General features: G+C 72.0%; 22 protein-coding genes. 16 read left to right on the forward strand and 6 right to left on the reverse strand.

The window, feature by feature from the left end:
• Nucleotides 1-120: 120 nt before the first annotated feature.
• The 8 genes from galT (at nt 121) to IE248_RS24615 (ending at nt 10,288) form a co-directional block, all read left to right on the forward strand.
• Nucleotides 121-1,170 carry a galactose-1-phosphate uridylyltransferase gene (galT, locus tag IE248_RS24580; RefSeq protein WP_190031688.1) on the forward strand — a complete coding sequence of 350 codons (1,050 nt, stop codon included), beginning with the start codon at nt 121-123 and terminating at the stop codon, nt 1,168-1,170.
• Nucleotides 1,171-1,234: 64 nt separating this feature from the next.
• Nucleotides 1,235-2,380, forward strand: coding sequence for a galactokinase (gene galK / locus IE248_RS24585; RefSeq protein WP_190031689.1), 1,146 nt, complete (start codon nt 1,235-1,237; stop codon nt 2,378-2,380).
• Between the two features lie 79 nt (nt 2,381-2,459).
• The gene (locus IE248_RS24590; RefSeq protein WP_190031814.1) at nt 2,460-3,272 is read left to right on the forward strand and encodes a DeoR/GlpR family DNA-binding transcription regulator; all 813 of its coding nucleotides are present in this window, start codon (nt 2,460-2,462) and stop codon (nt 3,270-3,272) included.
• A 254-nt stretch (nt 3,273-3,526) separates the two neighbouring features.
• Nucleotides 3,527-4,567, forward strand: coding sequence for a substrate-binding domain-containing protein (locus IE248_RS24595; RefSeq protein WP_073794744.1), 1,041 nt, complete (start codon nt 3,527-3,529; stop codon nt 4,565-4,567).
• A gap of 47 nt (nt 4,568-4,614) precedes the next feature.
• Nucleotides 4,615-6,207 carry a sugar ABC transporter ATP-binding protein gene (locus tag IE248_RS24600; RefSeq protein ID WP_190031690.1) on the forward strand — a complete coding sequence of 531 codons (1,593 nt, stop codon included), beginning with the start codon at nt 4,615-4,617 and terminating at the stop codon, nt 6,205-6,207.
• Nucleotides 6,204-7,241 carry an ABC transporter permease gene (locus IE248_RS24605; protein ID WP_190031691.1) on the forward strand — a complete coding sequence of 346 codons (1,038 nt, stop codon included), beginning with the start codon at nt 6,204-6,206 and terminating at the stop codon, nt 7,239-7,241. The genes IE248_RS24600 and IE248_RS24605 overlap by 4 nt, the downstream gene beginning before the upstream one ends.
• 197 nt (nt 7,242-7,438) lie before the next feature.
• On the forward strand, nt 7,439-9,739 hold the full coding sequence (locus tag IE248_RS37515) for a serine hydrolase (RefSeq protein ID WP_229895493.1): 2,301 nt from the start codon (nt 7,439-7,441) through the stop codon (nt 9,737-9,739).
• 255 nt (nt 9,740-9,994) lie between these two features.
• Nucleotides 9,995-10,288 (forward strand): hypothetical protein, encoded by a 294-nt coding sequence (locus IE248_RS24615; RefSeq protein ID WP_190031692.1) that lies wholly within the window; start codon nt 9,995-9,997, stop codon nt 10,286-10,288.
• A gap of 312 nt (nt 10,289-10,600) precedes the next feature.
• Here IE248_RS24615 and IE248_RS24620 read toward each other — a convergent pair whose 3' ends face one another.
• The 3 genes from IE248_RS24620 to IE248_RS24630 form a co-directional block, all read right to left on the reverse strand.
• Nucleotides 10,601-11,302, reverse strand: coding sequence for an alpha/beta fold hydrolase (locus IE248_RS24620; RefSeq protein WP_190031693.1), 702 nt, complete (start codon nt 11,300-11,302; stop codon nt 10,601-10,603).
• A 234-nt stretch (nt 11,303-11,536) separates the two neighbouring features.
• The gene (locus IE248_RS24625) at nt 11,537-13,561 is read right to left on the reverse strand and encodes a trypsin-like serine peptidase (protein WP_190031694.1); all 2,025 of its coding nucleotides are present in this window, start codon (nt 13,559-13,561) and stop codon (nt 11,537-11,539) included.
• Between the two features lie 164 nt (nt 13,562-13,725).
• On the reverse strand, nt 13,726-14,574 hold the full coding sequence (locus IE248_RS24630) for a cytochrome c-type biogenesis protein (protein ID WP_190031695.1): 849 nt from the start codon (nt 14,572-14,574) through the stop codon (nt 13,726-13,728).
• 267 nt (nt 14,575-14,841) lie between these two features.
• Here IE248_RS24630 and IE248_RS24635 point away from each other — a divergent pair, with 267 nt between their 5' ends.
• The gene (locus IE248_RS24635) at nt 14,842-15,231 is read left to right on the forward strand and encodes a hypothetical protein (RefSeq protein ID WP_073797412.1); all 390 of its coding nucleotides are present in this window, start codon (nt 14,842-14,844) and stop codon (nt 15,229-15,231) included.
• Nucleotides 15,232-15,245: 14 nt separating this feature from the next.
• On the opposite strand, the gene IE248_RS24640 is transcribed toward IE248_RS24635, so the two are convergent.
• Together IE248_RS24640 and IE248_RS24645 are read right to left on the reverse strand one after the other, a co-directional pair.
• A complete protein-coding gene (locus IE248_RS24640) occupies nt 15,246-16,127 on the reverse strand; it encodes an oxygenase MpaB family protein (protein WP_190031696.1) in 882 nt (293 codons plus the stop codon).
• 40 nt (nt 16,128-16,167) lie between these two features.
• Nucleotides 16,168-17,076, reverse strand: a complete 909-nt coding sequence (locus IE248_RS24645; protein ID WP_073797410.1) for an alpha/beta hydrolase family protein — start codon at nt 17,074-17,076, stop codon at nt 16,168-16,170.
• A 266-nt stretch (nt 17,077-17,342) separates the two neighbouring features.
• On the opposite strand from IE248_RS24645, the gene IE248_RS24650 reads away from it, so the two are divergent.
• Together IE248_RS24650 and IE248_RS24655 are read left to right on the forward strand one after the other, a co-directional pair.
• The gene (locus IE248_RS24650; protein WP_229895510.1) at nt 17,343-17,858 is read left to right on the forward strand and encodes a TetR/AcrR family transcriptional regulator; all 516 of its coding nucleotides are present in this window, start codon (nt 17,343-17,345) and stop codon (nt 17,856-17,858) included.
• 140 nt (nt 17,859-17,998) lie between these two features.
• Nucleotides 17,999-18,433 (forward strand): DUF6234 family protein, encoded by a 435-nt coding sequence (locus tag IE248_RS24655; protein WP_229895494.1) that lies wholly within the window; start codon nt 17,999-18,001, stop codon nt 18,431-18,433.
• 40 nt (nt 18,434-18,473) lie between these two features.
• Here IE248_RS24655 and IE248_RS24660 read toward each other — a convergent pair whose 3' ends face one another.
• Nucleotides 18,474-19,022: a MarR family winged helix-turn-helix transcriptional regulator gene (locus tag IE248_RS24660; protein WP_190031699.1), complete on the reverse strand. Its 549-nt coding sequence runs from the start codon at nt 19,020-19,022 to the stop codon at nt 18,474-18,476.
• A 252-nt stretch (nt 19,023-19,274) separates the two neighbouring features.
• On the opposite strand from IE248_RS24660, the gene IE248_RS24665 reads away from it, so the two are divergent.
• The 5 genes from IE248_RS24665 to IE248_RS24685 all read left to right on the forward strand — a co-directional run bounded on the left by IE248_RS24665 (nt 19,275) and on the right by IE248_RS24685 (nt 23,665).
• Nucleotides 19,275-20,348, forward strand: a complete 1,074-nt coding sequence (locus IE248_RS24665) for an alkene reductase (RefSeq protein ID WP_190031700.1) — start codon at nt 19,275-19,277, stop codon at nt 20,346-20,348.
• Between the two features lie 479 nt (nt 20,349-20,827).
• A complete protein-coding gene (locus IE248_RS24670; protein WP_008741236.1) occupies nt 20,828-21,442 on the forward strand; it encodes a type 2 periplasmic-binding domain-containing protein in 615 nt (204 codons plus the stop codon).
• Nucleotides 21,439-22,140, forward strand: coding sequence for a cupin domain-containing protein (locus IE248_RS24675; protein WP_190031701.1), 702 nt, complete (start codon nt 21,439-21,441; stop codon nt 22,138-22,140). The genes IE248_RS24670 and IE248_RS24675 overlap by 4 nt, the downstream gene beginning before the upstream one ends.
• Nucleotides 22,140-22,901, forward strand: a complete 762-nt coding sequence (locus IE248_RS24680) for an SDR family oxidoreductase (protein ID WP_190031702.1) — start codon at nt 22,140-22,142, stop codon at nt 22,899-22,901. The genes IE248_RS24675 and IE248_RS24680 overlap by 1 nt, the downstream gene beginning before the upstream one ends.
• Nucleotides 22,892-23,665, forward strand: coding sequence for an SDR family NAD(P)-dependent oxidoreductase (locus tag IE248_RS24685; protein WP_037792999.1), 774 nt, complete (start codon nt 22,892-22,894; stop codon nt 23,663-23,665). Before IE248_RS24680 ends, IE248_RS24685 begins: the two co-directional genes overlap by 10 nt.
• Nucleotides 23,666-23,696 lie beyond the last annotated feature (31 nt).

Genomic DNA, 23,696 nt, shown 5'->3' on the forward strand with positions numbered 1-23,696 from the left:
CCCCGCACCGCACGCGAGTTCAGTTCTGTCACCGACGGACAAAAACGAACGACCCGGTGGCTCCGAGCCGCACCCTTCGCTTTCTGTTGACTTTCGTTTGTTCGTGTTTACTCTCTTGGTGTGAAGAGAAGCAGCATCAAGCTCGCGGACGGCCGCGAGCTCGTCTACTACGACCTCGACGCGGCCGCCGACCGCGAGGCGCTCGACCGGCGCCCGCTGGAGCCCGTCGAGAGCGTGTCGGAACTGCGGCTGGACAGGGCGACCGGCGACTGGGTGGCGATCGCCTCCCACCGCCAGGCGCGCGCGTACCACCCGCCCGCCGACCTCTGCCCCCTGTGCCCCTCCCGCGACGGACACCACAGCGAGATCCCCGCCGCCGACTACGAGGTGGTCGTCTTCGAGAACCGCTACCCCTCCCTGGCGGGACGGGCCGGGCGCTGCGAGGTCGTGTGCTTCACCCCGGAACACGAGCGGAGCTTCGCCGGCCTCACCGAAGCCCGCGCCCGGCTCGTCCTCGAAGCCTGGGCCGACCGTACGGAGCGGCTCGCGTCCCTGCCCGGCATCGAGCAGGTCTACTGCTTCGAGAACCGCGGCGCCGAGATCGGCGTCACCCTCGCCCACCCGCACGGACAGATCTACGCCTTCCCCTTCGTGCCCCCGCGCACGGCCAAGATGACCGGCGCCGCCGCCACGCACCGCGCCGCCACCGGACGCAACCTGTTCGAGGACCTGCTGGCCGAGGCCCGCGCCACGGCCTCCCGGGTGGTCCTCGCGGGCGAGCACTGGACGGCCTTCGTCCCCTACGCGCCGCGCTGGCCGTACGAGGTGCACCTCTACCCGCACCGCCGGGTCCCCGACCTCACCCGTCTCACGGAGGCCGAACGCGCCGAGTTCCCCGGCCTCTACCTGGAGCTGCTGCGCAGGTTCGACCGGCTCTTCCTCCCCGAAAGGGAGCCGGAGCGGGCCGACCCGACCCCGTACATCGCGGCCTGGCACCAGGCGCCGAAGACCGGCGGCGGCGAACTCGCCCTGCACCTGGAGCTGTTCACCGTCCGGCGCGCTGCCGGCAAGCTCAAGCACCTCGCCGGGGTGGAATCCGGCATGGACTCCTTCGTCAACGACGTGGTGCCCGAGGCCGCCGCGCGGCGCCTGCGGGAGGTCGCGTCATGAGCAGGCACCCGGTCACCGGCGGGGCGGCCGCCCGTGCCCGGGCGTCCGCACGGGGGCAGAGCGCGTGAACGACGCCCTGCGCACCGCCTTCGCCGCCGTCCACGGCGGGCGTCCCGAGGGCATCTGGGCGGCCCCCGGCCGCGTCAACCTGATCGGCGAACACACGGACTACAACGACGGCTTCGCCCTGCCCGTCGCCCTCGCGCAGACCACCCGGCTCGCGGCGCGCCGGCGTACGGACGGACGGCTGCGGCTGCACAGCGCCCAAGCCGGCGGCCCCGTCGTCGACCTCGCGGTCGCCGACCTGACGCCCGGCGCCGTCACCACCTGGGCCGCCTACCCGGCCGGTGTCGTCTGGGCGCTGGGCGAGGCAGGGCACCGGACCGGCGGAGCCGACCTCCACTTCGACAGCACCGTGCCCACCGGCGCCGGCCTGTCGTCCTCCGCCGCGCTGGAGTGCGCCGTCGCCCGCGCCTACGACGACCTCTACGGCCTGGGTCTGGGCCCGCCCGCTCTCGCCCGGATCGCCCAGCGGGCGGAGAACGCGTTCGCGGGCATCCCGTGCGGGGTCATGGACCAGATGGCGTCCTCCTGCTGCGCCGCAGGGGCGGCGCTGCACCTGGACGTCCGCGCCGGGAGCCACGAGCACGTCCCCTTCGCCCCCGAGGCGGCGGGGCTGCGGCTGCTGATCGTCGACACCCGGGTCACGCACGACCTCGGCGACGGCGCGTACGCCGCGCTGCGGGCCGGGTGCGAGCGGGCCTGCGCCCTCCTCGGCCTGGCCGCCCTGCGCGACCTGTCCCCGGACCAGCTCCCCCGGGCCGAGCGGATGCTGCCCGCGCGGCTGCGGCCCCTCGTACGGCACGTCGTCACGGAGAACGCCCGCGTCGCCGAGGCGGTCGCCCACCTGAAGGCGGGCCGCGTCGCGGAGCTGGGACCGATCCTCAACTCCGCACACGCCTCGCTGCGCGACGACTACCGGGTCTCGTGCCCCGAGACCGATCTCGCGGTGGACTCGGCGGTGGCCGCGGGCGCGCTGGGCGCGCGCATCACCGGGGGCGGGTTCGGCGGCTGCGTCATCGCCCTCGTGGCGGCGGACCGGGCGGAGCAGATGGGCGCCGCCGTCACCGCGGCCTTCCGGGGCGCCGGGTACCGGGAGCCGCACCTGATCCCGGTCACCGCGGCTCCGGGCGCGCGGCGCATCGAATGAACCGCCCGGGAAGCGACACGCCGAGGACGTAGACTGTTCGTTTGTGAGGGGTGGCGTGGCTTCGAGGAGCGGGGACGAGATCGTGACGGAAGCGGCGCGCCTGGCTCCCCAGCGCAGGGCCCTGATCCTCGACATCGTGCGCCGTGACGGCGCCGTCCGCGTGGCCGAACTCGTCGAGCGCCTCGGGGTCTCGGACATGACCATCCGGCGCGACCTGGACGTCCTGGCCCGGGCCGGCTCCCTCTCGAAGGTGCACGGCGGCGCCATCAGCTCCGCCGTCACCACCGGCGACGAGCCCTCCTTCGAGACCAAGGCCGCCCTCGAATCGCGGGCCAAGGCGGCGGTCGCCGAGGCCGCCGCCGCGCTCGTCAAGCCGGGCAGCGTCGTCGCCCTCTCCGGCGGGACGACCTCGTACGCGGTTGCCACCCGGCTCCGGGAGATCCCGGGGCTGACGGTGGTGACCAACTCCCTGCCCGTCGCCGACCTGCTGCGCAAGACGGCGGCGGAACACCCCTCCACCGGCCACACCCTGCTCCTGACCGGCGGCACCCCGACGAAGTCGGCCTCCCTGGTCGGCCCGCTGGCGGACCAGGCGATCCGCTCGCTGCAAGTGGACCTCCTGATCATCGGCGCCCACGGCGTCTCCGAACGGGCGGGCGTGACCACGCCCAACCTGGCGGAGGCGCAGACCAACCGCGCGCTGATCGCCTCCGCCCACCAGGTGGCCGTCGTCGCCGATCACACCAAGTGGGGCGTGGTCGGCCTGAGTCAGTTCATCACCCTCTCCGAGATCGACTACTTCGTCTCGGACGAGGGCCTGGACGCGCAGGCGCGGACCGTCCTGGGCGACTCGGTGGGCCAGCTGATCCTGGCCGCCCCCCGCGCCGCGTAACCCCGGCGCCCCGCGCCCCGCGTAACCCCGCCGCCCCGCGCAACCCCGGCCTCCCCGCGCCGCGTAACCCCGGCGTCCCGCGCGCCCCCCCGCGCCCGGCCGGATCCTCCTCCTCTCATTCCGTGTTCGCGGGGTTGACGCACACCCGCCCCCGGAGTCTCATATAGCAATCCGTTGGAACGTGTTGGTTTCTGATTGATTTCGGGGTTGCAGCGCTGACCCAACGGGCCGCCGTCCGCACTAAGGAGCCTCAGATGCACAGGACGTCCCGCCGCAGCGCGGCCGCCGCCACCGGACTCGTACTCGCCTTCGGGCTGAGCACCGCCTGCTCCTCGGGCAAGGAGGCCGCCGGGGACGGGACGGTCGCCAAGGTGGACGGGAAGGTGTCGATCACCTACCTGCAGAAACAGGGCGACCAGGAGTACTTCGTGGGGGAGGCGGCCGGCGCCAAGGCGAAGGCCGCCGAGCTGGGGATCGACCTCAAGATGGTGAACCTGGGCAGCGACGCCAACAAGACCGTCAGCGAAGTGCAGTCGGCGGTCGCCCAGAAGGCCAACGGCATCATCATCGTCGTCCCGGACCCGGCCGTCGGCCCGCAGGTCGTCCAGAGCGCCAAGGACGCCAGGATCGCCCTGCTCACCTCCGACGACCAGATCTGCACCACCGGCCCCGACCCGGCCGCCTGCGGCACGACGGACCTGGTCCCGCGGATCGGCTTCAGCGGCGCCCAGATGGGCAAGGAGGTCGGCGCGCGCGCCGCCGCCGAGTTCACCAAGGCGGGATGGGCGGCGGCCGACACCCGCGTCATCTCCGCGTGGAAGCAGGACGTCACCGTCTGCGGCGACCGCGTCAAGGCCGCCAAGCAGGCGTTCGACGCCGCCGTTCCCGGCGTGAAGAGCATCGACGTCCCCACGGACAACAGCCCCACCGGTGCCCAGGACAAGGTCGCGGCGACCCTCACCGCCAACGCCGGAGTCAGGAACTGGGTGGTGTGGGGCTGCAACGACGAGAACGTCATGGGCGGCGTCACGGCGCTCTCGAACGCGGGCATAGGCCCCGACCGCATCATCGGCGTCGGCCTCGGCGCCTACCTCGCCTGCAAGGACTGGCAGTCGGACAAGCCCTCCGGAATGAAGGCGGCGCTGTTCATCAACGGCAGGGACGTCGGCGCCCTGGCCGTGCAGACGATGTACGACAAGCTCAAGAACGGCAAGGACTTCCCCCGGGAGGCCTTCGCGCCCACCACGATGGTCGACAACACCACCTGGAAGAGCTCCGGCCTCACCTGCGGCTGACCACCCGTCCGACGCCCGCCTCCGAGGTGAATCCGGTGCATCCGTCCATGTCCACACCCTCCGATCCGGCCGCCGCCCCGGAGCCCCGCGGCCCCCGCCCCGACACGGCACCACCCTCCGACTCCGTCGGCGTCAGCGGCATCACCAAGCGCTTCGGCACCGTCCAGGCGCTTGGCGGGGTCACGCTGGACTTCCCCGGCGGTCAGGTCACCGCCCTCATGGGCGAGAACGGTGCGGGGAAGTCCACCCTGCTGAAGATCCTCACCGGCGACCACCAGCCCACCGAGGGCCACGTCCTGATCGGCGGGGCGGCCGCCGACCTCGCCTCGCCTGCCCGTGCCCGGGCCGCGGGCATCCGCATCATCCCCCAGGAACCCGAGATCATCCCGCACGTCTCCGTCGCGGAGAACGTGTACGCAGGCGCCCTGCCCCGCACTCGGGGCCGGTTCCTGGACCGGGCCGGCCTGCGCCGCCGCATCACCGCCGACCTGGAACGCCTCGGCTTCACCGGGGTGCTCGACCCCAACCTCCTCGGCTCCCGGCTGACCCCCGCCCAGCGGCAGCTCGTCGAGATCATGCGCGCCCTCACCGGCACCACGCCCCCCAGGCTGATCGCCTTCGACGAGCCGACCTCCTCCCTGTCGGAGCACGAGGTGGAAGCACTCTTCCTCCTCATCCGCGGCCTGCGCGACCAGGGGCTCGCGATCGTCTACGTATCCCACCGCATGCGGGAGATCTTCCGACTCGCCGACCGGATCGCCGTACTGCGCGACGGCAACCTGGTCGGAGTCCAGCAGGCGCGCGACACGAACGAGCGCGCACTCGTCCGCCTCATGGTGGGCCGCGACCTGTCCACGCTGTTCGTCCGCCAGAACGTGGCCACCGACCGGCTCGTCCTGGACGTCCGCAACGTCACCACGGACAAGGTCACGGACATCAGCCTGCGCGTACACGCCGGCGAAGTCGTCGGCCTCGCCGGACTCATCGGCGCCGGGCGCTCCGAACTCGCCCTCGCCCTCGCCGGGGACCAGCCCATCCGGAGCGGCACCGTCACCCTCGACGGCACCCCCCTGCCCGGCGGCAGCCCCGGCAAGGCGATCCGGGCCGGCCTGGGGCTCGCCCCCGAAGAACGCAAGGCCCAGGCCCTGTTCCTGCAGCGGTCCGTCCGGGACAACATCTCGCTCGCCGTCATGGACCGCCTGCGCCGCTTCCGCTTCGTCCGCGGATCCGCCGAGCGCGCCCTCGCCGAGCACTACACCGACCGGCTCCGGGTGCGTACGCCGTCCATCGCACACGAGGTGCGCACACTCTCGGGCGGCAACCAGCAGAAGGTCGTTCTCGCCCGGTGGCTGGCCCGCAAACCCGCCGTCCTCATCCTCGACGAGCCGACGCGCGGGATCGACGTCGGTGCCAAGGCGGAGATCTACCAGATCATCGCCGACCTCGCCAAGGAGGGCGTCGCCCTCGTGGTGATCTCCTCCGAACTCCCCGAACTCCTCGGCCTCGCCGACCGCGTCGTGGTCATGCAGGGCGGCCGGATCACCGGAGAACTGAGTCACGCCGAAGCCAGCGAAGAAGCGATCCTCGCACTCGCCATGGCCGACGACAGCGTCGCGGCCGCCCCTGGAGCCGCATCATGACCGTCACCAGCACCTCCGCCCCGGCCGTGAAGCCGCCCCAGGACGGCGCCCGCACCCCGCGCGCCGCCGCACTCCTCGCCGGGATCGGCGGACAGAACATCAGCCTCGTCGGAGCCCTCGTCGTCGTCCTCGGCCTGTTCGCCATCCTCAACGACAACTACCTGAGCCTGTCGAACATGCAGGTCATCGCGGAAGCCGCGACCATCACCGGCCTCCTCGCCGTCGTCCAGACCGTGGTCATCATCTGCGGCGGCCTGGACATCTCCGTCGGCTCGCAAGTGGGCGCCGCCTCCGTCGTCAGCGCCATGGTCTTCACGTCCACCGGCTCCGGCACCCTGGCCGGCATGGCCGCGGCCATCGGGGTCGGCGTGCTCATCGGGATCCTCAACGGCCTGGTCATCGTCTACGGCCGGGTCAACCCGACCATCGCCACCCTGGCCGGGCTCGCCGCGTACAAGGGCCTCGCCCAGCTGCTGTCCGACGGCCGCGCCCAGGGATTCGTCCTGGGCGACGACGTCTTCATCTTCCTCGGCCGAGGCAAGCTGGCCGGGATCCCGGTCATGGTGTGGATCCTGGCCGTCGTCGCCCTGACCGTCCACCTCCTCCTCAAACACACCGACATCGGCCGCAACCTGTACGCCATCGGCGGCAACGACACCGCGGCGCGCCTCGCCGGCATCAACATCAACAAGTACCTCGTCTTCGTCTACGCACTCATCGGCGTCGTCGCGGCCGTCGCCGGCATCCTGCTCACCGCCCGCACCGGCTCCGGCCAGCCCACCTCGGGCAGCGAGGGCCTGGAACTCAAGGCCATCACCGCGGCCGCGCTCGGCGGCTGCGCGCTGAAGGGCGGCAAGGGCGGCATCGGCGGCACCCTCCTGGCCGTGGCCCTGCTGGGAGCGCTGGAGAACGGCCTCACCGTCGAGGGCATCAACACCTTCTGGCAGAACGTGGCCCAGGGCGCGCTCCTGGTCGTCGCGGTCGTCATCCAGCAGCGGCGCAGCGGAGAGCGGGCCGTCGGACTGCCCCACTGAGGGGCGCACCGCACCGCACCACACCGCAGCTGTTCCGGTGCCGAAGTATGACCGGACGGTCACAGGATCCGGTTACGGGAACGGACGGGGCACGGCGTGCATCTAGCCGGTATATCGGCAAGATCCGGCCGGCCACCGTCCCACCGCGCGAGCGGGGGCGGTGGCCGGCCGGGAGCGAGCGGCAAGGTGGGGCAGGAATGAAGGCGGTATCGGTGGCGGGCGGTTCCCCGGACACCCCGGAGACTCCGGAGCCGGAAGGAACCGGGATCCCGGCAACGGATCCCGGCACCGGCAACGCGGACCCCAACCCCGACGAAGCCAAGAAGCCCACCCCCGCGGCCGCCGCGGCGCCCCCGGAGCCGGACGCGGCCCCCGAAGCGGACGCCGAGTCCGCCCCGGAGCCGGACGCGGACGCGGTCTCCGAAGCGGGCCCCGAGGCGGGCGCCGACACGGACTCGGAGCCGGGTGCGGAGCCGGGCGCGGACGCGGAACCCGAGTCGGACGCCGCCACGGAGCCGGGCGCAGACACGGAGTCGGGCGCAGACGCGGGCCCCAGCCTTGACCCGGAGCCGGGCACGGAGCCGGACGCGGGCGCGAAGCCCGACGCGGACGCCGATGCGGGCCCCGAGTCGGGCGCGGACACAGGACCGGAGGAGGGTGCGGACTCTGGGTCGGCTGCGGACGCGGACGCGGACCCGGAGCCGGACGCGGACGCCGACGCGGGCCCTGAGTCGGACGCCGACACGGACCCGGAGCCGGGTGCGGACCCTGGGTCGGCCGCAGGCGCGGCTGCTGACGCGGACCCGGAGCCGGGCGCCGACGCCGTAGCGGAACCCGAGGCGGAACGGGCGGCTGCGGACGCGGCCGCAGCGCGCCCCGACGCGGAACCGTCCGGCGGGGCCAAGTCCGTATCCGCACCCGAGTCCGAGCAGAAGGCCGCCGACGGAGCCGGGCCCGTACCCAAGCCCGACGCGGACGCGGGTGGCGGGGAGGCTCGGCGGGTGCCGGCATGGGCTCGGGGCGACGAGGCCGACGCGGAGCGGACCAGCACGCTCGTGGCCCTGAAGGAACTGGACGCCCCGGCGAAGAAGGCCACTTGGCCGGTAGCCGTACCCCAGCGCCCGACCCCGCCGCCGGCCCCCGCCCCCGGCACGGGGCAGGTCGTCGAGCCCACCCGCGAGGTCCCCGCGCCCGCGCCCCCCGCACTGGACCTGCTGGCCGAGCTCACCAACACGCCCGCCCCGCCGGAGACCCCGCGCCGCACCGCGGTCCGCCGCGTGAAGATCTGGACGCCGATCCTGCTGGCCCTGGCCGGCGCGGTCGCCGGCGGGCAGCTGCTGCGCCCGCTGCCCGAGCCGCGGCTCGTCGCGTCCGATACGGCGTACACCCTCGACGGGCAGTTCTCCGTACCGTGGCCCGCCAAGGGCCAGGGCGCCCTCCGCGTCCCCGGCTCCGGCGACATCGGCACCTTCGGCGAGCAGAAGCCCGTCCCCACGGCCAGCGTCGCCAAGGTGATGACGGCCTACGTGATCCTCAAGAGCCACCCGCTGCGAGGCGGCGACCCCGGCCCCCAGATCGAGATCGACGCGAAGGCCGTGGCGGACGGCGCCTCGGAGCACGAGTCCCGCGTCGAAGGCCTCGTCGCCGGTACGAAGTTCAGCCAGCAGGACATGCTGAAGATGCTCATGATCCCGTCGGCCAACAACGTGGCCCGGCTGCTGGCGCGCTGGGACAGCGGTACCGACTCCGAGGCCGCCTTCGTCGAGAAGATGAACGCCGCCGCCAGGGAACTCGGCATGACGAACACCACGTACACCGATCCCAGCGGCCTGGACGCCGCAACGGTCAGCACGGCCGCCGATCAGCTGAAGCTGGCCGACGCCGTGATGAAGGAGGAGGCGTTCCGCGCGGTGGTGGCGCTGCCGAGCGCCGAGATCAAGGGGCTGTCCACGCCGCTGTACAACAACAACACCCTGCTCACCGTCAACGGCCTCAGCATCCGCGGCATCAAGACCGGGTCCAGTACGCCCGCGGGCGGCGCGCTGATGTGGGCGGCGTACAAGTCGGTCGGCGACGAGACCCCGCTGATCCTCGGCACGCTCATGGACCAGCACGTGGACGGCCCGGACCCCAACGGGGCGAACAGCCTGATCCTCGTACAGGCCAACAGCAGGAAGATCATCGAGGCGGTACGGCAGGCGCTCGCCTCGGCTCCGACGGTCCGCAAGGGCCAGCAGGTCGGCCGCGTGGACGACGGCCTCGGCGGCAGCACGCCGATCGTGGCCACGAAGGACCTGAACGTGATCGGCGTTCCCGGCCAGCGGCTGAAGCTCACCCTGCGGCCGGGGGCCGCCAAGGTCCCGCACACCGCGAAGGCGGGAACCGAGATCGGCGTCCTGACGATCGGTGACGGGGAGGGGGCGAAGAGCGTGCCCGTCGCGGTCGGAACCGAGCTGGCGGAGCCCTCCTTCACCGCCCGGGTCAGCCGCCTGGGCTAGGCCCTGTCTTCCGGATCAGGACGGGTGTCGGCCACCCCGGGGCGGGTCCCGCGTCGCTGGTGTCCCAGCGCGACCGGCCGCGGGGCGGCGCGTCCGCCCGGTGACTTGCGCCGGTGCGGGCGCTCCCCGCCGCCCTCGGGGGCGGGCGGGGGAGTCCTGAACCGGTCTCGACCGGACGGAGCCGGATGCGGGTGAATGGTCCCGCACGCGACCGCGTGCGCAGCGCACCCGTCCTGACCGTCCCCAGGGGGAACCATGCGTCTCAAGACTGCCGCGGCGGCCCTCGCCGCGAGCGCCGTACTCGCCGTCCCGGCCGTGGCGGCCACGCCCGCCGCCGCCGTGCCCGCCGGGCCCGCGGCCTGCTCCACGTACAGCAACTACGTCAGCTACGGGGCCTCGTGCGGCGGCACCGGCAGCTACTACGCCTGGGCGATCTGCCAGAACAACAAGTACGTGAGCGGGCCGGTCCGCTCGGGCGGGGTGTGGTCCTACGCCTACTGCAGCAACGTGGGCTCCACCCTGCGCAGCGGCGGCTACACCCTCGTCTGACACCGCCGGGCCGCGCCCGCCGGGCCGTGTGAGGGGCGTCACAGGTGTGGATCCGCGGTAGCGGGACATACGCGTCTTCGGCTGGAGCTGAGCGGCTCTAGTGGGCTGGGCCGTGCGCGCCGACCTGTCCGGTGCGCACGGCCTCCACACCGTCGACCGCTCTGCCCGGCCACATCCCCCATACGCCCTGACCTGCCATCCCCCCCCGGTCGGTCAGGGTCCGGCCCCGTCCAGCCACTCCCCCCTCGGCTGGCCGGGGCCCTTTCCTTGCCACGGATCCGCCCGGGCGGATCCGGGTGCGTCAGTCACCGCTCAGGAGGTGGCTCCCGAGGCGGACTCGGCGATGAGGGCCGCGACATCGGCGGGCTTGGACACGTACACGCTGTGGCTGGCGGCGGTCTCGGCCACCGTGGCCCCGGCCCGTTCGGCCATGGCGCGCTGGGCCGGCGGCGGGATCATGCGGTCGTCACCGGCGACCAGGTAGAAGCTCGGCTTGTCGCGCCAGGCGGGGTTGACGACGGTCCCCGCCAGGGCGTCCGGCCCCCAGGGCACCTGGGAGTCGGCCAGGAAGCGGGCGTCGTCGGCGGGCAGGTCCGCGGCGAACGCCTCGGCGAACTTCTCCCGGTCGAGGAAGAGGTATCCGTCCGGGGTCGCCACGATCGGCGGAACGGGCGCGCCGGGCGGCGGGTCGGCGATGAGGGTGTTCACGGACTCGTCCTTGTCGGGCGCGAAGGCGGCGACGTAGACGAGCGCGCTGACGTTGTCGTGGTTGCCGGCCTCGGAGATCACCGCGCCGCCGTAGGAGTGGCCGACCAGCACGGTCGGCCCGTCCTGGGCGTCGAGGACGAGCCGGGTCGCCGTGACGTCGCCGGCGAGGGAGAGGGTCGGGTTCTGGACGACGCTCACCCGGTATCCGTCCGCGCGCAGCAGGTCGTAGACCCCCCTCCAGCCGGACCCGTCGACGAATCCGCCGTGGACCAGAACGACGTTCCGTGCCTGTGGTGTGGTGCTCATGATGCGTCAGCTCCTCGAAGCGTTGCTCATTGAGTTCGGACGTGCACGGCCGCGGGGGGATCGTCGCCCCGCAGCCTAGACCGGTGCCCCGGCGCCCACCAGATGCCGTGCCGCCCGAGCCCCGAAGCCCGCCGCATACGATCTGACGCCCCGGCAGATCCGGCCGGGCCGCCCCGTCCGGATCTGCCGGGGCCCGGAAATGCCCGCTGCCGCCTCCCGTACGCCCCGGGTGGCTCAGGCCGCGGGGACGAGGGTCCGTTCGCTGCCGAGGTTGTTCGTCCGGGTGTTCTGGTACATCGTCGTCTCGCCGTCGGTCCAGCGGATGACGAGGTCGTTGGTGAGTCCGTCGCCGGTGTACTGGCCGGTGGTCATGATGACGCTGTGGGTCCAGGTCTTGTTGGGGCCGTGGATCTGCTGCTGGCCGCCGAGGCCGCCGGTGGTGGTGCCGACGTAGTTGTCGAGTTCACCGGTGGACCAGCGGACCATGAGGTCCCACTTCTGGTTGCCGGAGAACTGGCCCGCGGTCAGCAGGGTGGCGTCCTTCCAGGTGTCGTTGGGTTCCTTGAGCCTGTGTTCCTGGCCGAGGGTTCCGGCACCGACGTTCGTGTAGAGGGTGAGTTCGCCGTCCGACCAGCGCACCATCAGGTCGGTGACGTAGGTGGTGGCGTTGAACCGGCCGGCGGCTATCTGGGTGGCGTGGCTCCAGATGGAGCCGGAGCCGGCCATCTCGGTGCCGATGCCCAGGCCGTTGGAGCCGACGTCCGCGTGCAGGGTCATCCGGCCGTCGTCCCAGCGGACCAGGAGGTCGAACTGGTTGGAACCGGCGAAGTCACCGGCGGTGATGGTGGCGATGGGCTTCCAGGTGTCGTTGGGGGCCAGGAGGCGGCGTTCGGACCCGAAACCCCCGTTGCCGTCGCCGGGGTAGAGGGTGACTTCGCCGTCGGTCCAGATGACGAGCAGATCGCTGTGACCGGTGCCGGAGAAGTTCCCGGAGGTCATCTGCTTGGCGTGCTTCCAGAGTTCGCCGTCGCCCATGGAGTAGGGCAGCGGCGGCTGCCGGTAGGGGCCGTAGTCGGTGTGCTTGTCGTTCTTGGCGTCGGCGTAGAGCCTGAGGAAGTGGTCGCCGTGCATGGGGCTGTAGGTGATCTGGTTGTACCGGGGGTCCGATTCCCCTACGTCCATGCCGCCGCCGTTGTAGCCGCCGACGTTTCCGATGATCTCTCCGGTTCCCGTCTCCCAGTTGATCTTCGAGAACCAGGGACCGCCGGAGACCCCGCCCCACATGCCGGCGCACTCGACCCGCATCTGGTTGAAGCCCGGCAGCGCGTTCGTGCGGGCCGGGCAGCGGACCGGGTGACCCTCCGGATTGTGCTTGACCTTGGGGTAGCCGATCATCGTCACGGCCTGGTCGAACCGGGGCGTGCGCGCGAGGGTGTTCGCACCCACCACGTCCTGCACCTTCTTGCCGCTGGGCGACAGGGAGACCTTGGCGAACGCGTAGTCCAGGTCCGAGGTGGCCTTCATGGTGTTGTGCTCGTACTGGCGGTCGAAGTACCAGTCCTTGTTGTCGATCTTGTAGAACCCGTAGGTCTGCTTGTCCAGAGTGGCCTCGGACCGGTACCAGGGCACGAAGACCGCCTTGCCGCCGCTGCAGTGACCGGCGGTCAGGATCAGGTTGTGGCCCGGGCTGTCCACGACGCTGGCCGAGCACGAGTAGGCGTGCGCCTGACCGGTCGTGGGGTCTTTCGTGTCGTAGACGAAGACGGTGCCGACGGACTTGGCGCCGAGGAAGTGCTCGGCCGTGGGCATGTCGAGCGCCCCCATGGACCGCGCGGCCGCGGAGCCCTCCGCAGCGGCGCCTGACGCGGGGCGGCCCGGGTCGGTGGCGGATGCCATGCGCTCCGGCGTCCAGAACTTGAGCACGTCCGCATCCGACCAGCCCGCGTCCCCGCCGTTCGGCGGGACGACGGCCTCGGGGCTGCCGGACGCCGAGCCCGACGGGGAACCGGAGGGGAGGGCGGACGGGGAACCGGAGGGGAGAGCGGAAGGGGATCCGGACGGGGGCTGCGGAGCCGACGGGGACGGCGCGCTGACGGCCGGAGCGGACGGGCCGCGCGAGCCGTCGGGCGCCGGGGCGGCCGGCTGTCTGCCGATCGGCACGGTCACCGTGGGGCTGGGCGACGGCGCGGGCGTTCCGGCGGCGTACGCGGTGGTGCCGCCACCTGCCATGAGCAGGGCCCCGCAGGCGGCGAGGGCCATGCGGGCACGTGCGTGCCGAGGGCGCGCGGAAGGTGTTCTGGGCGTCAAGGAAGAGACTCTCTGGTCAGGAGACGAGCACTTTCGCCGAGACCGGCGAAAGGCAGACGAAGGCCTCCCACGGCGGCTCTGGACGCGGGGAGGAAGGACAGCTGGTGATGGTCCGGCTACGCGGGACCGGTGTTCTTCCGGCGCAGGCGCAGGGCGATCCCTGCCCCGCACAGCACGGCGAGAACGGCCGGGACACCCCAGAGCGCCCAGGAGCGGGAGGGGGTGACGGGCTCACCGGCCACGGTGATGCGCGTGGTGTGGGTCTCGCGGCCGTCGTGGCTGGCGACGGTGAGGGAATACGTCCCGACGGGCAGATCGTCGCGCAGGGTCGTGTGGCCCGTGAACAGAATGGATCCGTCGTCACACTTGCACGCCGGATCCTCCGGGCCGTCCCTCCGGATCTTCACGTCCCGTGTGAACGCGGGGGACTTGGCCACCAGTACGTCTTCACCCGGCAGGGGGTGCGCGTCCCCGAGGAGGACGTTGACACGGCTGCCGGGACGGACCGGATCCCCCAGAACCGTTTCTTCCTGCCAGACGCCGAACCGCCCGATCCGGGCCGGCCCGTACGGCGAGACCTTCAGCTCGGCGGAGGTGACCACGCGGCCGTGGCTGGTGGCCACCAGCGAGTACGTCCCCGGATCCACGTCCATCCGGACGGTGGCGCCTGCCTGGTACCGGTCCGGGTCGGAGTCCGTGGCCCCCTCGGCCCTGGGGACCAGCCGCACCGGCTCCACCAGGGCCGGAGACGCGACGGACACCTCGTCCCAGCCGGCGGGCATGTCCAGAACGGTGATCCGGAACTCGTCGCCCTGCTCCACCGGCTGCTGACCGTCCCCACGGAACACCAGCCGGGGCCCGGACGACGGGCTCGGGCCCGCCACCGCGGTGCGCGCGACCGGAACCGCATCGGCGGCCGCCGCGGGCGCAGGATCCACCAACGGCAGCACGGCGACGGCGGTCAATACGGCAATTCCGGCAATGCGATGAAAGCGATGAACCATGCTTTTCCCCCTTGGTGATCTGCCGCCCGGACGAGTCATGTCCGGTACGGAGGATCGCCTCCCCGTCCTGGTCACTGTACTCGTACACCCCGTTGTGTGAACGGGGTTAATTGCCCGTCACCGAGGCCATCCCACCGGCGGCCCAATTCACTGGAAATCGCCGGACTCGCGAAATGAATTGGTTGATCGCAGAATTAGTGGGCGGGGGTACGAAACCAGGAGGCGGCCGTGGGCACTGGGGCCGATCAGCGTTTTCACCTCGACCAGGACGGGCACTCGATCACCGTCGTCCGGTCCTCGGGCGGGCGCCGCACCGAGCTGCTGGTCGACGGCAGGGTGGTGGCCGCCACCCGGACGCCCCGGCACGCGCCGACGGAACTGGGGGGCGAGTTCACCGAGGGCGGCGTCCCCCGCCGCTTCACGGTGCGCGTCGGGCGCGCGGACATCCCCGGCGGTGAACCCCTGTGCACCCTGGAGACCGGCGGGCAGTCGTACCTCATGCCGGTCCTCCCGCTCACCCCGGCCGAGCAGTGGCCCGCCGAGCCCACGCCCTCGCCGCGCACCCCGGCCGAGATGTGGGCCCGCTGGCGCGAGCACCGCCGCCGGCCACCCGTCTGACCCGGGCGGCGCCCTCAGCCTCCGGCGCCGCGCCGCGGCGGGGGCATGGCCCAGCGGATGGCGCCGGTCAGAGCGTGTCCGGCCGGGCGTACGCACATCCGCTCCACCAGGGGCGGACAGGGAAGGCCGAGGAGCTCGCGGGCCCACGGCGGCAGCAGCGCGACCGCGTTCGCCGCGAGCACCGCGTACGGGGCGAGGGCGGGCACCGGCAGCGGCGGCCGGAACAGCAGGAAGCGCGCGGCCTCGCGCGCCTGCGAGGTGGCGCGCAGCTCGGGCCGGTACGCGGACAGCCGCGCGGTGAGGGCCGCCCGGTCGGCGGGCGGGGCCTCGGCCCCGAGGGCCGAGGCGATCCGGGCGGTGTCGGCGAGGTAGCCGTCACAGCCCGTCCCGTCCAGCGGGGCGGCGCCGAACCTCTGGTGGGCCCCGAGGAACGAGGCGACCTCGGCCGCGTGCACCCAGCCCAGCAGGTGCGGATCGGCGGCCCGGTACGGCTCGCCGCCCGAGGTCACCCCGGACACCATGCGGTGGACGGCGCGCACCCGGGCGACGGCCCGCTCGGCGTCCTCGGCCCGGCCGAACGTGGTCACCGCGAGGAAGGTGCTCGTGCGCTGGAGCCGGCCCCAGGGATCGCCGCGATAGCCGGAATGGGCGGCCACGGCGGCCATGGCCAGCGGGTGCAGCGACTGGAGCAGCAGGGCGCTGAGCCCGCCGATGAACATCGACGCGTCCCCGTGCACCCGGCGGATCGGGCGGTCGGGACCGAACCAGCGGGGGCCGGGCGCGTAGTGGATGCGGTCGCGGTTCTCCGGCCCCGCGGGCCCGGCGACACGGCTGAACAGACTGCGGCCGAGGTACTCGCGCAGCTGCTCGACACCGGGCGGCGCCACCAGGTTCATGTCCCCATTGTCCCCGCTGTCCCGTTCGCGCGTTCGGGTGTCACTTGCTCCGGAGGGCCCCCAGCGGTGCGGGGTCGTTCTCCAGGGCGGTGACCGCCGCCTTCCAGCCGGTGTCCCCGGGGGAGAGGGCGCTGCGCAGGAAGGCCGTGCTGAGCTGCCGGACGAGGGCGACGCGCGCGGGGCTCTCGTCGGTCGTCTCGGCGACCTCGTACCCGGGGATGCCCCCGAGCGAGTGCTCCGCGCCGAACAGCGTGAGCAGGCTCTTGGGCGCCGGGCTGTAGACGTACGGGTCGGTGAACCAGTCCGGTCCCCGGGTGGACAGCTGGGACCGGTCGTTGTCCCCGGCGACGATGAGGGCCGGAGCGGTCATGGTCTCGAAGGACGGCCTCATGAAGGGGAGGTGCTCGACGGCGAACGGGGTGAGGTCGTCGCCCAGGCCCGTCAGGGCGAGCAGTACGCCCGCGCGGGCCCTCGGGTCGGACAGGTCCGCGCCGGGCAGGCCGTCGGGGCCGAGGACGCGCGCGCCCAGGAGCGCGCTCGCCGTCTGGGCGCCCCACGAGTGTCCGGCGACGGCGACGCGGCCGCGGTCGAGGCGCCCGGCGAGGCCCGGTACGGCGGCCTCCAGTACGTCGAGTCCGTCCAGCACCCGGGTGAGGTCCTCGATGCGGGTGCGCCAGATCCGCGGTGTACGCGGGTCCTCGTGCGGGATGCCGAGCGTCCGGGAGTCGAGGTGCGTGGGCTGGACGACGACGAAGCCGCTGGCGGCCCAGTGGTCGGCGAGCGGGGCGTAGCCGTTCATCGACCAGCCGAAGCCGTGCGAGAAGACGATGACGGGCAGGTCGCCGCCGGTCGCGGGAGCGGAAACGCGGACCTGGAGGTCCTCCCCGCGCTCCGGGGCGGGCAGGACGACCGGCTTCGCGGAGATCACCGTCGTGGGGGAATCGGACATGGAAGTGCCTTCCTTCGGATGCGGCGCGGGCGCGGCATGGTCGGCGGTCCCGCGGTCTGCCATCATGAGCAAAACGGAACCTCGCTCCGCAAACGATACGGAACGCTGTTCCGTTTCACAAGGTCGCTCGGGAAGGGAGTGCCGCGTTGAACGACGGCAACAGGCAGGAAGGCCAGGAAGGCCAGGAAGGCCAGGGAGACCAAGGAGGTCAGGAAGGCGCCACGGCCGGATCGAAGCGCAAGGACGTCCGGCGCAACCAGCGGACCCTGCTGGACGCGGCCGCGGCGGTCTTCGTCACGTCGGGCGTGGAAGCGCCGGTGCGCGACATCGCGGCCAAGGCCGGCGTCGGCGTCGGCACGGTCTACCGCCACTTCCCCACCCGCGCGGACCTCGTCATCGCGGTCTACCGCCACCAGGTCGACGCCTGCGCCGAAGCCGGCCCGGCCCTGCTGGCGGCGGGCCCGACCCCGCACGCCGCCCTCGAACGGTGGGCCGACCTCTTCGTCGACTTCCTGGTCACCAAGCACGGCCTGGCCGGTGCGATGCAGGCCGACAACGCCGGCTTCGAGACGCTGCACGCCTATTTCCTCGACCGCCTCCTGCCGGTGTGCGCCGAGCTCCTCGACGCCGCCGCCGCGGCGGGCGAGATCCGCTCCGACCTGACCGCGTACCAGCTCATGCGTGGCATCGGGAACCTCTGCATCGGCGCCGAGGCCGACGCCCGCTACGACGCGCGCCGCCTGGTGGCGCTCCTCGTCGCGGGCCTGCGCCAAGGACGCTGACGGCCCGGGCCTTCCGCGCGAGTGAGGGTCCGTCAGGTCCGCGGGCCGGACGGTGGGTTGTGCCGCCGCGCATCGTGGCCGGGGCGATCTGAGTGCGCGTACTCATGCGCTCCCGTGACCGGAACGGCAGGGTGGGGGACATGACGTACGCACCCACTGAGCCTGCGCCCCGGCCCCGGCGCGGCCGGCCCTGGTCGCGCAGGACGCCCCTCGGGCGGGACATCGCCCTGGGCATCGTGCTGTTCGTCGTCGAGGCCGCCGTCCATTTCTCGGTCCGCTTCGGGCACGGCATGGAGATGTGGGCCGCGCAGGGCGACGAAACGCGGATCGAGGCGGCGCGGCTCGCGGACCTCGCCTGGATGCAGCACTTCCTCGTCGCCATGATCGTGTTCGTCGTGATCGCGCTGCTGTTCCGCGCGCCGTGGACCGCGCTGTCACAACTCCTGGCCGCCGCGGCGGCGGCCGCGCTGCTCGTGCTCGCGCAGCACGACTACGACCTCTCCCACCCGCGCCCCGCGCCCGCCCCGAGCCCGGGCTACTCGCCCTGCTACAGCGGCAGCGGCCGCTGCAACTGACCCCCGCCGGCCGCTATCCCCTCCCCGCCGCGCGCCCGGCCTACCCGAGTCGCGGACCCTCCGCCTCCGCGCACGCCGCCGGGTCGGCGGCGGCGCGTACGAGGTTCTGCTCCAGGGACTCCAGGGTGCGCAGGGCCGCGGCGCGTTCGTCGTCGGAGAGGCCCGCCGTGGAGATCTCTTCGAGCTGACTCCAGACCCGTTCCACCTCGTGGCGCAGGGCCTGGCTGGCCGCCGTCGGCTCGATGAGCGAGGCGCGCCGGTCGGTGGGCGAGGGCCGGCGGCGGACGAAGCCGGCCTGCTCCAAGCGCCGGACGGTCCGGGTCATGGTGGCGGCGTCGGAGTCCATCAGCCGCACCAGATCGGCCTGCCGCTGGGGGCCGAGTTCCCACAGGTGCATCATCACCAGCTCCTGGCCGGGGTGCAGGCCGATGCGGCGCAGCAGCTGCCCGGCGAACATGCGGTGCAGGCGGGCCAGGCGGAAGATCGCGTGGCTGACCGGACCGCCCTTGGCGGCGCCCGGCATCGGGACGGTGCCCTCCGGTCCCTTCCCCACGGCGTCGTTCCCGGCCTCCGGCGTGGACTGCGTCACCTCGTACCCACCTTTCCTGTTTGGTCAGGATGATTCTACCTCCGGCCTGCGTCCCTGCGGGTCTCTTTGAGGTGTACGGGTGCATATGGGCAGGTCAGAGCCTGTTACCTGCTTCACATCCTGCTCCCGGGAATGAATCCTCCGGCTTACCTGTTCGGACAGGTGATTTACTTGTTCGGACAGGCATTGCTGCTCCGGGCGGGCAGCGCCCGCGCCGCGGGGTGCCACGCATCCAGAGGAAGAGACCAGACCATGACCACTGCTTTCGATCCGATCGTCCTGGGCGGCAAGCGCCTGGCCAACCGCATCGCGATGGCTCCGATGACCCGCAGCCGCGCCTACGGACCCGGCGCCGAGCCGACGGAGCTGACGGCGACGTACTACGCGCAGCGCGCCGGCGCGGGCCTCATCGTCACGGAGGGCATCCAGCCCTCGCGGGTCGGCCAGGGCTACCCCGCCACCCCCGGCCTGCACACGCCCGGCCAGGTCCGGGCCTGGCGGACGGTGACCGACGCCGTGCACCGCGAGGGCGGCGCGATCTTCGCCCAGCTGATGCACACGGGCCGGATCGGCCACCCCAGCCTGCTGCCCGAGGGTCTGGTGCCGGTCGCGCCGTCGGCGGTGCCCGCGAAGGGGTCGGTGTACACCGAACAGGGCCCGAAGGAGTTCGTGACGCCGAAGGAGCTCACCGAGACCGAGATCCGGCAGACCGTCGCCGACTTCGCCGACGCGGCACGCAACGCGATCGAGGCCGGCTTCGACGGCGTGGAGATCCACGGCGCCAACGGCTACCTGATCCACCAGTTCCTCGCGCCCAACACCAACCTGCGCACCGATGCCTGGGGGGCGGGCACCGAAGGCCGCATCCGCTTCGCCGTGGAGGTCGTCACGGCCGTGGCCGAGGCGATCGGCGGCCACCGGGTGGGCCTGCGGATCTCGCCCGGGAACGTCTACAACGACATCGCCGAGGACGACCCGGCCGAGGTCTACGCGGCCCTGCTGGACCGGCTCGCCGGCCTGGAGCTGGCCTATCTGCACCTGATGGAGGGGCCGGACCGCTCCCTGACCGCGCGGCTGCGGGGGGACTGGCCCGGGACCTTCGTCCTCAACCCGTTCACCTACCCCGACGCCACCGGCCCCGACGCGCTCAAGCTGGTCGAGGACGGGACGGCGGACATGGTCGCCTACGGGGCGCTGTTCCTGGCCAACCCCGACCTCCCGGCCCGTCTGGCCGTCGGCGGTCCCTTCAACAGCGCGGACAAGTCCACCTTCTACGGTGGCGACCACCGCGGGTACACCGACTACCCCACCCTCACCACCGCCTGAGCGGTGGCGGCGCCTCCGTGGCCGCGGCGGTTGAGCGCGTCCGCGGCCACGGAGGCATGCTCCGACGGCCCACCGGTGCGTTTCGGCCAACGCGGCGCGCGGGTCACTCGCTCCGCTCCCACCCCCTCCCGGCGTCCGCCGCGGTCCGCCATCGGTCCGGCTTGACGCAATTCGAAACTCGGGACGGCTCGCCGCACCCCACGTGAATAGGCGGCAAAAGAAACGTCATCGACCGGAAATAGCGGCGTAACTTTCCCGGGTGAAGTGAGGGAAGAGCCCGGTGCGGACCTGCCGTTCAACGCTTTTCGGCCATGATCGAGGAAATGTTGAATGCGCTGATCAGGCCATGTACCTTCGTGTCACGTTTAGATCGGCAGGCCCCCCGGCCCCAGTGGCGGGAATCCGCGAAACCGCAATGGTGCGGCGCGGACTCGGCCGGATATGCCGACCCGTGTGGTGACACCGGAGAAGAGTGACGCGTGGAAATACTACAGATATCCGAGAGCGAGAGGCGGGTATTCGATGCGCTCATACCCGCCGGCTCCGCGAAATCCGTGAAGCTGGGCACATTAGGTCCCAAGGGGACGAGCAGCGAGTACATCGCCCAGTCGATGGCGCGCAGCATCGGCGGCCGAGACGCCTTGCGCATCGTGCTGGAGAGCACGTACGAACAGTGCATGACCGCCCTCGCCGACGGGCAGGTCGACCTGGCGCTGGTGGCGCACGCCTATCCGAAGATCAACGCCTTCTACATGAACCCGCTCCTGGAACCGGCGATCGTGTTCCGCGGGAACACACCCGAGTACGGTCTGGCGACGCGACCCGATTTCGAATTCAGCGAAGAGCTGCTCTTCAGTGAAACGGTCGTCTCGCACCCCGCGCCCGTTCCGCTGCTCGAATACCATTTCGGCCGCCCCGTCCGGCTGGCCACCGCGAACTCGACGAGTCAGGCCGCCCGCGACGTCGCCGACGGGCGGTACGACATCGCCATCACCAACGCGCAGGCGGTGCGGGAGCACAACCTGAAGTTCGTCCACAGGTTCTCGCACATCCCCATGACGTGGACCGTCTTCTCGCGAAAGGTGAACAAGTGACCGCGCCGACGCGTGAGCGACCGTACTTCCCCGCTCCGGACGTGGTGCGCCACGACAACGGGGTGCGCGTCGAGTCCTACCGGCGGGACGGCACCGAGGTCCGGCTCTCCTTCATTCCGCCCGGCGCCGCCGTGACGGGCCGCGATCTGACGCGGGCGCGGGTCGGCATGACCGTCCGCGGCGACCTCTCCGTCACCGTGGGGGAGGTGACGAAGGCGATGCGGCCCGAGCACGACGTCTACGTCGTCCCGCCACAGATCGCGCTGTCGGCCGTGAACCCCTCGGAGCGGGAGACCGTCCTGCTCGACATCACGCGCGGCAAGCCGGGCGAGAACTACCCCGCGCCGGACGGGTACTTCCTGGAACCGCTCGAATCCCGCAAGTTCGTCAAGATGGACGTCACGTTCTTCCTGGCCGACTGGATCGAGCTGATGATCGCCGACATACCCGGCGGCGGCCAGATGCCGTACCACAAGCACTCGCACGAGCAGATCGGGATCTGCCTCGAAGGGCGCTACGACATGACCGTCGAGGAGACGAGCCACGAGCTCCGCTTCGGCGGCACCTATTTCTGCGCCGGCCAGGAGGGACACAGCGCGGAGAACCCCCACTCCGGCATGGCGCGCTCCCTCAACATCTTCATCCCGCCCCGGTACCACCGCGTACCCAAGCAGGACGAAGGCCGGGAAGCCTCCTGATGCGCGTGGCGATGGTCCTGGGCGCCGGCAGCGGGATCGGGCGCGCGACCGCCCTGCACCTGAGCGCCAGAGGATTCGCGACGGTGCTGACCGCGCGTACGGAAAGCGCGCTGCGGGAGGTCGCGGAGGAATCCGGCGGGCGGGACGTCCACGTGTGTCCGGGTGACATCACCTCGCGGGCGTTCCGCGCCCAACTCGTCGATGACGCGCAACGGCGGTTCGGCAGGATCGACGTCCTCGTCAACAACGCGCCCGGCCCGCCGCCGGGATCCTTCGACAGCGTGGACGCCGGGGACGTGACCTCCGCGATGGAGCGGAAGCTCGTACCGTACCTGGACCTGATCAAATCCGTGGCTCCCCTGATGGCGCGCAACGAATTCGGGCGGATCGTCAACATCGTCGGGAACGTCGGCAGGGAACCGGCCTCCGGCATGTTCCTCTCGGGCCTGGTCAACGCGGCCGTGGCGAACGCCGGCAAGTACCTCGCGAGCCAGTACGCCCGGCACAACGTGACGGTGAACTGCGTGCACCCCGGAACGATCCGGACCCCGCGCTACGACCGCGCCGTGGAGCACCTGAGCGCGACCGCCGGGACTTCGCGGTCCACGGCGGAGGAGCTCCTGAAGCGGGCCATCCCGATGGCCAGACCGGGCCGTGCCGAAGAAGTCGCGGCCCTCATCGGGTTCCTGGCGTCCGAGGAGGCGTCCTATCTCACCGGGCAGCAGATCTCCGTCGACGGCGGACAACTGACATGCGTATAGGAGAAGAAGAGCTCGTGTTCAAGGACCGTGTGGTCGTGGTCACCGGCGCCGCCTCCGGCATCGGACAGCAGACCGCGATCGAATTCGCCCGGCAGGCCGCACAGGTCGTCGTCGCCGACATCGACGAGCGGCGCGGCGCGGCCGTCGTCGCCGACATGAGGAACGACGGACTCGACGCGGTCTTCGTCAGGACCGACCTCACCAGCGAGGCGGACTGCGCACACCTCATCGCCACCGCCACCGCCACCTTCGGCCGGCTCGACGTCCTCGTCAACAACGCGGGGATCGAGATCTCGACGCCCCTGCACGAGATGTCCGAGCAGGAGTGGGACAGGCTCGTCGACACCAACCTCAAGAGCATGTTCCTGTGCTCGAAGCACGCCCTGCGGCACATGATCGGGGCTACGAACGGCGTCATCGTCAACGTCTGCTCGGTCAGCGGACTGGTCGCCTGGCCCGGCATCGCCGCGTACAACGCCACGAAGGGCGGCGTGATGATGCTGACGAAATCCCTCGCCGTCGACTACGCCCCGTACAACATCCGGGCGAACTGCGTCTGCCCCAGCATCATCGACACCCCCATGACCGACACGTCCATCGGCAACGACGCGTCGGTCAAGGAGGCGAAGGCGAAGCTGAACCCGATCGGACGTCTCGGCACGCCCGAGGACGTGGCGAACGCGATCCTGTTCCTCGCCTCGGAGAAGTCGTCGTTCATCACCGGCGCCGCGCTCACCGTCGACGGCGGATACACGGCGATCTAGCCGGCCCGCGGACCACCACCCTCACCACCTC

The sequence above is a fragment of the Streptomyces goshikiensis genome, from assembly GCF_014650555.1.
GTDB lineage: Bacteria > Actinomycetota > Actinomycetes > Streptomycetales > Streptomycetaceae > Streptomyces > Streptomyces goshikiensis.

Coding starts and splice junctions, on each gene's coding strand:
- IE248_RS24595 (WP_073794744.1), top strand. CDS start 3,527: ATGCACAGGACGTCCCGCCGCAGCGCGGCCGCCGCCACCGGACTCGTA.
- IE248_RS24655 (WP_229895494.1), top strand. CDS start 17,999: ATGACGTACGCACCCACTGAGCCTGCGCCCCGGCCCCGGCGCGGCCGG.
- IE248_RS24615 (WP_190031692.1), top strand. CDS start 9,995: ATGCGTCTCAAGACTGCCGCGGCGGCCCTCGCCGCGAGCGCCGTACTC.
- IE248_RS24680 (WP_190031702.1), top strand. CDS start 22,140: ATGCGCGTGGCGATGGTCCTGGGCGCCGGCAGCGGGATCGGGCGCGCG.
- IE248_RS24600 (WP_190031690.1), top strand. CDS start 4,615: ATGTCCACACCCTCCGATCCGGCCGCCGCCCCGGAGCCCCGCGGCCCC.
- IE248_RS24620 (WP_190031693.1), bottom strand. CDS start 11,302: ATGAGCACCACACCACAGGCACGGAACGTCGTTCTGGTCCACGGCGGA.
- IE248_RS24625 (WP_190031694.1), bottom strand. CDS start 13,561: ATGGCCCTCGCCGCCTGCGGGGCCCTGCTCATGGCAGGTGGCGGCACC.
- IE248_RS24605 (WP_190031691.1), top strand. CDS start 6,204: ATGACCGTCACCAGCACCTCCGCCCCGGCCGTGAAGCCGCCCCAGGAC.
- IE248_RS37515 (WP_229895493.1), top strand. CDS start 7,439: ATGAAGGCGGTATCGGTGGCGGGCGGTTCCCCGGACACCCCGGAGACT.
- IE248_RS24645 (WP_073797410.1), bottom strand. CDS start 17,076: ATGTCCGATTCCCCCACGACGGTGATCTCCGCGAAGCCGGTCGTCCTG.
- IE248_RS24665 (WP_190031700.1), top strand. CDS start 19,275: ATGACCACTGCTTTCGATCCGATCGTCCTGGGCGGCAAGCGCCTGGCC.
- IE248_RS24640 (WP_190031696.1), bottom strand. CDS start 16,127: ATGAACCTGGTGGCGCCGCCCGGTGTCGAGCAGCTGCGCGAGTACCTC.
- IE248_RS24685 (WP_037792999.1), top strand. CDS start 22,892: ATGCGTATAGGAGAAGAAGAGCTCGTGTTCAAGGACCGTGTGGTCGTG.